At 46.1% G+C, this 12,307-nt stretch carries 8 protein-coding genes; 2 read left to right on the top strand and 6 right to left on the bottom strand.

What is annotated here, in order from left to right:
- Positions 1–13: 13 nt before the first annotated feature.
- Complete coding sequence (gene pykF, locus PQQ36_RS12335) at positions 14–1,426, bottom strand: pyruvate kinase PykF (protein WP_039552559.1); 1,413 nt, start codon at positions 1,424–1,426, stop codon at positions 14–16.
- 430 nt (positions 1,427–1,856) lie between these two features.
- Here pykF and PQQ36_RS12330 point away from each other — a divergent pair, with 430 nt between their 5' ends.
- Together PQQ36_RS12330 and glmS are read left to right on the top strand one after the other, a co-directional pair.
- The gene (locus tag PQQ36_RS12330; protein ID WP_011078722.1) at positions 1,857–2,618 is read left to right on the top strand and encodes a DeoR/GlpR family DNA-binding transcription regulator; all 762 of its coding nucleotides are present in this window, start codon (positions 1,857–1,859) and stop codon (positions 2,616–2,618) included.
- A gap of 68 nt (positions 2,619–2,686) precedes the next feature.
- On the top strand, positions 2,687–4,519 hold the full coding sequence (gene glmS / locus PQQ36_RS12325; RefSeq protein ID WP_039552562.1) for a glutamine--fructose-6-phosphate transaminase (isomerizing): 1,833 nt from the start codon (positions 2,687–2,689) through the stop codon (positions 4,517–4,519).
- A gap of 102 nt (positions 4,520–4,621) precedes the next feature.
- Here glmS and PQQ36_RS12320 read toward each other — a convergent pair whose 3' ends face one another.
- The 5 genes from PQQ36_RS12320 to PQQ36_RS12300 all read right to left on the bottom strand — a co-directional run bounded on the left by PQQ36_RS12320 (position 4,622) and on the right by PQQ36_RS12300 (position 11,996).
- Complete coding sequence (locus PQQ36_RS12320) at positions 4,622–5,152, bottom strand: MltR family transcriptional regulator (RefSeq protein ID WP_013572455.1); 531 nt, start codon at positions 5,150–5,152, stop codon at positions 4,622–4,624.
- A 55-nt stretch (positions 5,153–5,207) separates the two neighbouring features.
- Positions 5,208–6,356 carry a mannitol-1-phosphate 5-dehydrogenase gene (locus PQQ36_RS12315; RefSeq protein WP_225470773.1) on the bottom strand — a complete coding sequence of 383 codons (1,149 nt, stop codon included), beginning with the start codon at positions 6,354–6,356 and terminating at the stop codon, positions 5,208–5,210.
- A gap of 106 nt (positions 6,357–6,462) precedes the next feature.
- Positions 6,463–8,415, bottom strand: a complete 1,953-nt coding sequence (locus tag PQQ36_RS12310; protein ID WP_273661579.1) for a PTS mannitol transporter subunit IICBA — start codon at positions 8,413–8,415, stop codon at positions 6,463–6,465.
- A gap of 478 nt (positions 8,416–8,893) precedes the next feature.
- Positions 8,894–9,976, bottom strand: coding sequence for a TRAP transporter substrate-binding protein (locus PQQ36_RS12305; protein ID WP_273661578.1), 1,083 nt, complete (start codon positions 9,974–9,976; stop codon positions 8,894–8,896).
- Positions 9,977–10,238: 262 nt separating this feature from the next.
- On the bottom strand, positions 10,239–11,996 hold the full coding sequence (locus PQQ36_RS12300; protein ID WP_273661577.1) for a lysophospholipid acyltransferase family protein: 1,758 nt from the start codon (positions 11,994–11,996) through the stop codon (positions 10,239–10,241).
- Positions 11,997–12,307: the final 311 nt, after the last annotated feature.

The following is a 12,307-nucleotide window of genomic DNA, read 5'->3' as shown; positions in this document are numbered from 1 at the left end:
TTGTAACGAATTCTTATAGTACGTGTACTGACGCAGTATTCGTTGTACCAGATGCAACAAGAGCACCAGATACCATCACAACGATGTCGCCTTTGCTACCTAGGCCAGATTCAAGAGCAAGCTCTTTACCGGCTACGTAGAACGCATCCGTGTTGTCGATTGAATCAACAACAACAGGTGTAACACCTTTAGTCAGTACAAGTTGAGCAGCTGTCTTCTTGTTAGTCGTTAGCGCAAGAATGTTTGCAGTTGGGAAGTACTTACGTACAGAACGTGCAGACTTACCACCTTCAGTGGCAACGATGATCAGTGGTGCTGCTAGTTTCTCAGCTGTGTCTACTGCACCTTTACATACCGCTTCAGTGATACGTAGGCGTGGGCTGTCTAGACGAGAGCCTAGCTCTGCTTTTAGTACAGAATCAGTACGGTTAGCGATTTGCGCCATGATAGTTACCGCTTCAACAGGGTATTTACCTTTCGCTGTTTCGCCAGAAAGCATGACTGCATCAGTACCATCCATGATTGCGTTTGCAACGTCACCCGCTTCAGCACGAGTTGGACGTGGGTTCTTGATCATAGAATCTAGCATTTGAGTTGCAGTGATAACCACTTTACGTGCGCGGTTACATTTTTCGATCATCATCTTCTGTGCGAAGATAACTTCTTCTGCAGGGATTTCTACACCTAGGTCACCACGAGCAACCATGATACCGTCAGAAAGCTCTAGGATTTCGTCGAAGTTATCAACACCTTCTTGGTTTTCAATCTTAGAAATGATCTGAATGTTCGCGCCGCCGTTTGCTGCTAGAACTTCACGGATTTCTTTCACGTCAGATGCTTTACGGATGAAAGATGCTGCAACGAAGTCAACGCCTTGCTCACAACCAAATTTAAGGTCGTTTTTGTCTTTTTCAGATAGTGCAGGTAGGTTTACAGAAACGCCTGGTAGGTTAACACCTTTGTTTTCGCCTAGAGCACCGTTGTTCAGTACTTTACACTTAACTTCAGTCGCAGTCGTTGCGATAACTTCCATCTCGATTAGACCATCGTCAACTAGGATAGTGTTACCAGCAGATAGATCCGCAGCAAAACCAGGGTAAGTTACTGCTACGATGTCTTTATTACCAACAACAGAAGTATCAGTCGTGAAAGTGAACTCTTGACCAGCTACTAGATCAACGTCGTCGCCGTTTTCTAGTTTGATAGTGCGGATTTCAGGACCTTTAGTGTCTAGTAAGATAGCAAGTTGCTTACCTGTGTTTTCCATTACTTGGCGGAAGTTCGCGATACGAGTGCCGTGCTCTACGTAGTCACCGTGAGAAAAGTTCAGGCGCATTACGTTCATACCTGAGTTGACTAGTTCAGTCAGTTTCTCTACAGACTCAGTTTTTGGGCCAATCGTACATACGATTTTGGTCTTTTTCATGGAAGATACTCTCCGGTCAATATAGTTACAATTTGAAAGTCGGTGTTTGTAGCCTAATGCCTTTACATGTCCCACTTTTTTTAGCTTCTCAGCGGGTCTATCTACAAAAAACTTAATGACATCAGGGTTGAAAGTCTTTCATCAAGTTTAGTCATTTTATGACCAACTCAATAATTCAAAATTCTCTATTTTTGTGACTTTCTCCACTTTATATGAAGAAAGTTGCAAAAAAATAACGGTCAATTCTGTAATAAATTTTCTTTTCGGAGGCGAATTCTACCACTGAATTCAGTCAATATCACTGTCTAAGAATTGTCTTAGGACAAGGTTTCAGCGCTATTTATTAATTTTTTGGATCGAAATAAATGGACTAAAAAGTTTCACTTCAACTATAATTTCTTTCAATTCGAAACTTAAAGTTAAAAGTTAAATGTCGAAACGAAACACTCAGCTGAGAAGACACAGTATTTCTAAACTGGTTAATGAGAAAGGAGAGGTCAGTGTTGACGAACTCGCTCATAAATTTGATACCTCAGAAGTCACGATTCGAAAGGATTTGGCGTCATTAGAAAAGAATGGCCAATTGTTGCGCCGCTACGGTGGCGCGATTGCGATCCCCAAAGAAGTGATTCATGAAGAAATGAGTCAAAACGTTTCGGATCGAAAGCTAAAACTCGCAGAGAAAGCGGCGGAGCTGATTCGAGACCACAACCGTATCGTGATCGACAGCGGTAGCACAACCGGGGCGCTTATCCAGCAACTCAACAGCAAACGTGGTTTGGTGGTGATGACCAACTCATTGCACGTAGCCAACGCGTTGAACGAGTTGGAAAGTGAACCTACGCTTTTAATGACTGGCGGAACTTGGGACAACCATTCTGAATCCTTTCAAGGCAAAGTGGCCGAATCGGTGTTGCGATCGTACGACTTTGACCAGCTCTTTATCGGCGCAGATGGTGTTGACCTGACCCGTGGGACCACCACATTTAATGAACTTGTCGGCCTGAGTAAAGTGATGGCGGAAGTCTCGCGAGAAGTGATCGTCATGGTTGAGTCCGACAAGGTGGGGCGCAAAATCCCGAATCTCGAACTGGCGTGGGAGATGATCGATATTCTGATCACCAACAATGACTTGCTGCCAGAACACAAAGCCGAAATGGAAGCCAATGGCGTGCGCGTCATCTGTGCCTAATCTTTTTCCTCGTAACGACTTTTGCTTGCGAAGTACGAGGAAGCAAAAAATAAAAATGGAGATAAAACATGTGTGGAATCGTTGGTGCCGTTGCACAGCGTGATGTCGCAGAGATCTTGGTTGAAGGTCTACGTCGTTTAGAATACCGCGGTTATGACTCTGCGGGTGTCGCAGTGGTTGATAGCCAATCCAATCTGACCCGAATTCGTCGCTTGGGTAAAGTACAAGAATTGGCGGATGCTGTGGATCAAGCCGATGTCGTTGGTGGGACGGGGATCGCGCACACGCGTTGGGCGACTCATGGTGAGCCTTCTGAGATCAACGCGCACCCACATCAGTCGGGCGACATCAGCGTGGTACATAACGGCATTATTGAAAACCATGAAACGCTACGTGAGTTGTTGCAATCTCGTGGCTATGTGTTTGAATCTCAAACGGATACAGAAGTGATCGCTCACTTGGTCGAGTGGGAGTTGCGTACAGCAGCGTCATTACTTGAAGCCGTACAAAAAACCGTTAAACAATTGGAAGGTGCTTACGGCACGGTTGTCTTGGATCGTAACGATCCTTCGCGCATCGTGGTGGCTCGTTCTGGTAGTCCGATTGTGATTGGTTTTGGTGTGGGTGAAAACTTCCTTGCTTCCGACCAACTGGCACTGCTTAACGTAACTCGCCGCTTTATGTACCTAGAAGAAGGGGACGTTGCAGAAATTACGCGCCGTGAGGTTGCGGTATATGACGCATCGGGTGAGCGTGTTGAGCGTGAGATTGCCGAATCAAACGCTGAGCATGATGCGGGTGATAAAGGTCAATACCGTCACTTCATGCAAAAAGAAATTTACGAGCAGCCGACGGCACTGATCAACACCATGGAAGGGCGTATTACCGCAGATTCCGTGGTGACCGAAGCCATTGGTGTTAATGCAGCTGAGATCCTAAGCAAAGTTGAGCACGTTCAGATTGTCGCATGTGGCACCTCTTACAATGCGGGCATGACAGCGCGTTACTGGTTCGAAGACATTGCTGGTGTGAGCTGTGATGTGGAAATTGCTTCGGAATTTCGCTACCGCAAGTTTGTGACTCGTCCAAACAGCCTGCTTATTACGTTATCTCAATCGGGTGAAACGGCGGATACTCTTGCAGCTTTGCGACTAGCAAAAGAAAAAGGGTATATGGCGGCCATGACCATCTGTAACGTGGCGGGGTCATCTTTGGTCCGTGAATCTGACTTTGCCTTTATGACTCGTGCAGGGGTGGAGATTGGTGTCGCTTCTACCAAGGCGTTTACAACCCAATTGGCCGCTCTACTTATGCTGGTGACGGCGCTGGGTAAACAACAAGGCCGTATCAGTAAAGAAAAGGAAAAAGAGATCGTAGAAGCGTTGCACGCGTTACCTAAGCAAATCAACGCAGCACTCTCTTTTGAAAAAGACATTGAAGCCTTGGCGACAGATTTTGCAGATAAGCACCACACCTTGTTCCTTGGTCGTGGTGAGTTCTATCCCATTGCAATGGAAGCGTCTTTGAAGCTGAAAGAAATCTCTTACATTCACGCTGAAGCGTACGCGGCGGGTGAGCTTAAACACGGTCCTCTTGCGTTGATTGATGCAGACATGCCTGTGGTGGTAGTCGCGCCAAGTAACGATCTTCTCGAGAAGTTAAAATCTAACGTTGAAGAAGTGCGTGCACGCGGTGGTCTTTTGTATGTATTTGCGGATGCGGACGCAGGGTTCGAGGGCGATGAAACCATGAAGATCATCACTATGCCTCACGTGAGTGAAATCACCGCAGCAATCTACTACACCATTCCAATGCAATTGCTCTCGTACTACGTGGCGTTGATCAAAGGAACGGACGTTGACCAACCTCGCAACCTAGCGAAAGCGGTCACGGTAGAATAATCGTTTTGAAAGAATGCGATGAGCCGAGGTGTTGTCACCTCGGCTTTTTTGTTTGAACGCAGAGGTGCAGAGGAAAGGGAAGTCGGTTTAAAAGAGATAAGACTAAAATGGGCTGTCCTTGCCCAATTCATGACAGATTTCGACAATGGCGAGTGAGAGACCAGAGCGGATGATTTGTTGCTTTCTTTGCAGTTGAAGCTGATAAAAACTCAGCTCGATATCGCCATCCGGGTCATCGACTTCAAGTTGCACCATGCTCATTTTCTGCACGAGATGAAGTTTCTTAATCGGTTCGAGTATTTGGGGATCGGTAAACTCGTATTCTGTGCTATCGCTGTTGAGTTTGTTTTTGAGCTTAATGATGTCTTCAATATCGTGGTAGTGATGATCTGATAGCACGCCTAAACCAAAGAGCAGTTTTAAGCGTACAGAAACATCACCTAATGGACCAGAGTCCTGCAAAAGCGGCCCAACGACAGATTGCACGGCAAAATTATCTTTGCGAAAAATTCGTTGTACCAAGCCATCGACGGCCTCGGTAAGGATGTCGACGGTCTCAACAAAAAAACCGCGTACACTGGGGGCGTGATTTAATCGTTCAATGATGTCACTTTCGTTTGTATGCTCTGCCATAAACTGAATCAATATATCGTTTTTATATTTGAGGGGAGCATAGCTCCCCTACTGATTAAAGTTGGTTGTAAAGAGTTTCAATCTTTGCAACCTCAACACTGTCCTCTGCAAGGCTTGTGTATTTTGCTAACGTTTTTTTCACGCCAACTTGCTGCAGTGAGCGCTGTAATTCCACGGCCTGTGGATCACTGTCATTTTGATATTTTAACGCGGCAGCGATGCCTTTTAAGAGATGCTGATTTGCCGTGCCGAACTCAATTGTACCCAGTAATGGTTTGATTAATCTATCATTCATACCAAGTTTGCGAATAGGTTGGCGACCAACGCGGTCCACTTCATCCACTAAGAATGGATTGGCAAAACGCGCCAAGATCTTCTCGATGTAGGCTTGGTGCATCTCACGATCAAAACCGTAGCGACGAATCAGCACTTCACCACTTTCCATCATCGCCTGTTTGACTTGGTCACGAATGGCTGGGTTTTCAATCGCTTCTCGAATAGTTCGGTGGCCTTGTAAGCAACCTAAGTACGCAGTAATGCAATGGCCAGTATTTAAGGTAAACAGTTTGCGTTCAACAAAAGCCATGAGGTTATGGGTCTTTTCCATCCCGGCAATGGAAGGCACTTCGCCTTTAAATTGCTGCTCATCGACAATCCATTCACTGAAGCTTTCAACGGTGACTTCCAGAGGATCATCGTTAGCGGCTTCTGCTGGGGGCACAATGCGATCTACTGCTGAGTCAACAAAGCCAACAAGCTCGTCAGCTTGGGTGTGTAAGGATGCATCGAGATGTTTGTACACTTCCCCTTTTAAGTGAGTTGTGCCACGAACCATATTCTCGCAAGCAATAATATTAAGTGGTGCCAGATTGCCAGCGGCAAAGCGTTTTGCAATCCCTTGGGCAATGGTTTTGGCTATGATATCCAACACATTCGGTCCCACTGCGGTGGTGACTAAATCCGTCTGGACGATGCGATCAATCACCTCTTCACTGGCCGAATTAACAGCGGTGACATGGGTAACGGTATCAATTTGGCATTCACTGCCGACCACTTTGACTTTGTACTCTTGCCTGTGGCTCAACTGATCAACCAAAGGAGCATCGACATCAGCGAACGTCACTGCAACATTGGCATCAGCCAACAATTTACCAATAAAGCCACGACCAATGTTACCGGCACCAAAATGTACTGCGTTTTTCATAATACTTACCTACCAATTTAAAATGCATGATGAACTTAGGGTGAGGCCAACCGTATAGGGGAGCAGTTGACCTCGATTTTGCTCAGGAGCAAAAAAGTTGAACGAATTAAGCGGCTTGTTTTCCACCGAGGATGTCTAGAATTTCTTCGATATCATCAGTGCTGGTGAGCCTCTCAATCGCTTCTGGTTCATCAAGGGCGCTGGTAATAGTGGTAATCACTTGGATGTGTTCATCGTTCTTGGCTGCAATACCAATCACAAGTTTGGCCACATCGTCTTTGTCGTCAGTAAATTGGATACCCGATGGGTATTGGCAAATGACAATGCCTGTTTTTTTCACGCGATCTTTCGCTTCCACAGTGCCATGTGGCACGGCAATGGATTCGCCAAGATAGGTAGGGACGAGGGCTTCGCGTTCAAACATCGCCTCTATATACTCAGGTTCTGCGTAGCCAAGCTCAACCAGTTTGTTGCCAGCGAAACGAATGGCTTCTTCTTTGCTATTCGCTTTCAGGCCTAGGTGAATGTTTTCACGCTGGATTTGAAAGACTGAGGGTGGTTGCGCTTCAAATGTATCGTCGTTGGCAGCTAATACAGATACTTTGACGACGTTGTCATCATTTGCTGCTGACAGCTGTTGCGCTGCAAACAGCTTGGTCACGAGTTGATTGTACATTTCACTGTCTAGGAAGTTGGTTAGTGAAATGTGGTAAGCATTCGGTGCGTGCTTACGTGCACGATCCGTAAGATCTTTATGCGTAATCACAATGTCGGCGCTCTCTGGTAAGCTGTTAATCGCAAGGTTAGTCACATGGATGTTGAGCCCCGCATCCTGAATTTTTTTACGCAGCATGCTCGCCCCCATGGCACTGGAGCCCATTCCTGCATCGCACGCCACAATAATGCTGTGCACGGTTGCTAGGTCTACATCACTTTTGTTTTGGTTAGTGACATTAGCACGCCCTTTTGACGCCGATTTCATGTTCTTCATCTGTGAAGTGGCTTTTTCCAATGCAGCTTCGTCGCCTTCCTCTTCTGTCGATGTTTGTGTTTTCATCAGTAATGCAGCGACAGCAAAAGAGACACCGGTTGCTGAAGCAATGGACGCTAATACGCCGAGGATAGAGGCTTTTTGCGTCATTAGGAGAATCGCGAAAATAGAACCTGGAGAGGCAGGTGAAACAATCCCAGCATTGAATACCGTCAGGATAAACACCCCAGTCATACCACCCGCGATTGCGGCAAGGATCAGGCGTGGATTCATCAAAATATAAGGGAAATAGATTTCGTGGATCCCACCAAAGAAATGGATGATCGAAGCACCACCTGCCGTCTGACGTGCTGTACCTTTACCAAACACTATGTAGGCGAGAAGAATACCGAGTCCAGGACCAGGGTTTGCTTCAATGAGGAAGAAAATCGATTGGCCAGCTTCTGAAGCCTGTTGGATGCCCAGTGGAGAAAAAATACCGTGGTTAATGGCATTGTTGAGGAACAAGATCTTCGCAGGCTCAACAAAAACAGAGGTCAAAGGAAGGAGGTGCGCAGAGACCAGGAAGTTGACGCCAGCCGCTAACCCGCCAGATAGGACTTTGACAAATGGCCCGATAAAGAAGAAGGCGAGAATCGCACACAGCATGCCAATAATGCCGGCAGAGAAGTTGTTCACCAACATCTCAAAGCCACTTTTGACTTTGCCATCAATGTAATTGTCGAATCGTTTGATCGCCCAACCACCCATAGGGCCAACCATCATTGCTCCCATGAACATCGGGATGTCAGTGCCGACAATCACACCCATTGTGGTAATCGCACCGACAACCGCCCCTCGGTCTCCGCCGACAAGCTTACCACCGGTATAACCGATGAGCAGTGGCAGTAGATAAGTGATCATTGGTCCAACCATTGCAGCCAGCGTTTCATTTGGCAGCCAGCCAGTCGGAATAAATAGGGCGGTAATAAAGCCCCACGCAATAAATGCCCCGATGTTGGGCATAACCATGTTAGACAAGAAGCGACCAAAATTTTGTATCTTGATCTTTGCATCTGGTGATATCATACGAATTCCCCGTTTGATGTTCTGATGAATGTTGTAGTAACGGTTCGCCAAAACCGTTTGATTGCTTAGTTCTCAATCAATCTACCACATATTTTTCTATTAGAACTGATAGCGGGTTTTTCGTGATCCCCCTCCTGATTTTTCCATTCGCAAGCGTTTTTTACGTGAGTTTTCTCACTTTATTGAGTTGTAAGTTAATAACAAATTACGCTTTGGTTATTTGTCAAACCCTTTATTATTGATGCTTGTCTCGTTTTGTTAAATTTGAAATAAAAATAAATTGTGATGCTGATCATTAAAATCTTCTTTTTGAGCTCTAATTAAGATTTTTGAGTGACTTTTATCACAATTGAATTTTGAGTGGCTTTGTCGAATGTGGTGATGAAGATCACTGTTTTTGTTGGGCTGTAATTTTTTGACAGAATGCAGTGAAGAAAAGAAGCACGCTTGGTGCTTCTTTTGGGCTAGGTTGAGTGAACTACTGCGGGTTAGTATCCAAATACGCTTTGGCGGAGATCGCCGTCCAAGCACGCACTTTCTTCAGGTAGTTTTCTTGTGAAGTGATGATCTCTTTCGCGAGCGGATCTTTGGCTGCTTCTTCCTCTAACAACTCATTGGTTGCCTGTCGCATAGCTTGTAACACAACAGGCGGAAAGTCGCGCACCTTGATGTCTGGGTATTCGCTTTGCATGGTTGCCCAGCTATTGGCATTGGCATCGATCGCTTTGTTGTACATATCAAACGCCGCCACACGGAAGGCGGTTTCTAAGATCACTTGCAGATCTTTGGGTAATGCCTCCCAGGTTTTTTTATTCACTAAAAACTGTGTTTCTGAGCCCGGCTCATGCCACGCGGTATAGTAGTAGGGCGCGATTTTGTGAAAACCCATACGCAAGTCAAACGCAGGACCCACCCACTCCAATGCGTCAATTGTGCCACGTTCGAGTGATGTGTAGAGTTCTCCCGGCGCAATATTGGTCGGTTTAGCGCCAACTCGTGCCAGCACTTCGCCCGCAAAACCGGGGATACGCATTTTCAACCCTTTCAAATCTTCAACGGAATTGATCTCTTTCTTAAACCAGCCACCCATTTGGATATCTGAGTTTCCGCCAGGAAATGAGAGCAAATTGTGCGGAGCATAAACTTTTTGCATCAGTTCCATACCACCACCGTAATAGAACCAAGCGTACTGCTCCGTGGTGATCATGCCAAAGGGCATCGAAGAGAAATAGAGCGTGTTGGGGACCTTCCCTTTCCAATAATAAGAGCTGGAGTGGCCAAGATCATATTGACCAGACTTGACCATATCAAACACACCCAATGGTGCTTTGTGCTTGTTGGCTGAATCGATGCGAATCTGTAAACGACCGTTTGACATTTCTTCAGCGAGCTTAGCCATGTTTTTTGATGCGTCACCGAGTATCGGCGTATTCGGGCCCCAAGTTTCAGCCAGTTTTAAGCGATACACTTCTTCTGCAGCAAAAAGTGAAAAAGAGAGCAGGGCAGTGGAAGCGATAATCGCACGTTTCAGAAAAGAGCGGTTGGGCTTGATTGTCGGCATGACGTCCTCGTTTGTGTTGTTGTTTGCCAACAGATTCAAATTAGATGATTTTTTCGTCAATAGAATAAAAAACAGTCTAATGGACTGTGATAAGACGAATATCTGTCATAGTGAACAAAATATGCACGGAGTATCGGTGATTTAACGGTCCTGCTCAGTACTTTGGCCGCCTGGCGCTCGTGCTTTAAGAGGATTACTCTGATTGTAAAACTGCTGCTTAGGTCACGACATGGCAATGCATACGTGACCAAAAGCCATCAATTCATGCTTGATGAAGTGAGAGATAGTGCCGTGCTTTAGCTGGCGTCATGTATTTGCCTAGCGTTTTTTCGGGCACATCACGCAGATCCACCACAATCATGCCATCCAACGCATTGTTAAACGCAGGGTCGACATTAAAGCACACCAATTTGCCATTCAGCCCTAAGTATTGTCTTAGCAAAACGGGCACCCCTTTACCTTCATCAATACGAGAAATTACTCGAGACAGCAGTTGCAAATCACCAAGTGCCGTTAGCATGCTGGTGTTCCATTTGGGATGATGATCGGGAATGGGATTAAGTGGTTTGACGAGCTCGGCGCTGGCAGCATCATAATGGTGCAGCGTCATGGATTGAGCGAGCAGTTGTCTTGCAGTGGGGCTGTAATCGTTGCTGATGCTGACCGGCCCAAACAAATGCGTGTATTGCGGATGTTGAGAGACAAAGGTCGCAATTCCCTTCCACAGGAGCAAAAGTGCATTCATGCTGCGCTGGTAGGGGGAGGTGATCACAGAGCGTCCCATCTCAATCGACTGGCTTAACTGGGTAAGAAAGGGTGCGTCATAGTCGAATAATGTGCGCGAATAGAGCCCATCCAATCCAGATTTTTCCAGCAGTTTGTCCACTAAACCGAGGCGATAAGCCCCAACCAGGTGCTGGTTTTCATCATCCCAGACAAACAGATGATGATAATGGTGATCAAAACGATCGATGTCGATCGCATAACCCGTCCCTTCCCCTACAGCGCGAAAATTGATCTCTCGTTGTCGGCCGATCTCATGCAGAATCGAAGGAATGTATTTGGCAGTGGTGCAATAGACACTAAAATTACCTTGGCGAAGCAATAAAGCATCTTCAGGGAGCATCGCCAGATCCAATAACCACTTTTGCTTTTCTAATGGCTCAGCAATCGGGGCTAGAGGGGGATTGGTGTCGTGATCCATTGGGGGGTGAAGTGGTGGTTCAGCGCTGAGTAAATACGTGTTTAAACGCAAATAACTGACTAGCTGCTCATCCGTCAAATGTTGTACTTCTTTGAATTTGATTGGCTGACCAATGGCAATTGGAATCGCTTGCTGCTTCTTATTGAGTAATTCACGCCCTAACATCAGCGTGCGCAAGAGAGGGTGAATCTTGCCTGCAAGATAAAAGCGTTGTGAGTTCTGCCCGTCGATAAACACAGGCAGAGCACGCGCTTTATGTCTGCGGATCAGAGCGCTGACAGAACGACTCCACTCTTTATCTTCTAAGCGTTTTTGCTTTCTATCAACAAGTTGTGATACCTCACCGGCAGGAAAAACTAAGAGTAACCCTCCTTGAGCGAGATGCTTGTTTGCATCGCGTAGCGCCTTCATGTTGGACTTTGCTGCCTGCTGGGAATCAAATACATCCACGCCAATAAAGAGCGTATCCAACTCAGGAACGGTTTTGAGATATTGGTTGGCAAGGATCTGAACATCCTCCCGCATCATCAGCAAGAGTTCAGCAAGAATCACCCCTTCAACGCAGCCTAACGGATGATTAGCCACCACCACCGTTGGGCCAATCTGTGGGACGTTCGCAAGCGAGCCTTTAACGAGCTGATAATCAATACCCAGAACCTCAAGGGTAAAGCGTAGAAAGGCTTGAGTGTCACAGTTAGGTGGACGCTGAGCATAAAACTTATCCAATTTGCTCAGCCCCGTCATCCATTCAGCAACATTTTCTCCAATGCCAAAAGGCGTTTTACGTGGAAGACGAAAAGGACTGTTGATTGCCATAAAGACCTCGAATCTGGGTTTCTGATCCTCATGCTAATCGTAAGAGATGACAGTCAGGCTTCAGCAAGATTGGCCTTTAATGACGCTTTTGTGACGCTTTGGTTAACAGATGAGTCGAGAAGTGCGTGCAACAACAAGTAAAATGATGGAAATAAATTATCTGCTGCTCACAAAATATACTAATTTTGCATCAAAATGTAAGTTTGGGTGTTAAGTTGAAACTGCGGGACAAAATAATATAACGCAAACGTCAATAAACCTTTGTTATGCTGCTCTGGAAAGCGGGAACCGAATTCGGTTCCCGTTTCTTT

This window comes from Vibrio sp. CCUG 15886, assembly GCF_028570825.1.
Classification (GTDB): domain Bacteria; phylum Pseudomonadota; class Gammaproteobacteria; order Enterobacterales; family Vibrionaceae; genus Vibrio; species Vibrio vulnificus_B.
This window is presented reverse-complemented; position numbering and strand designations above follow the sequence as displayed.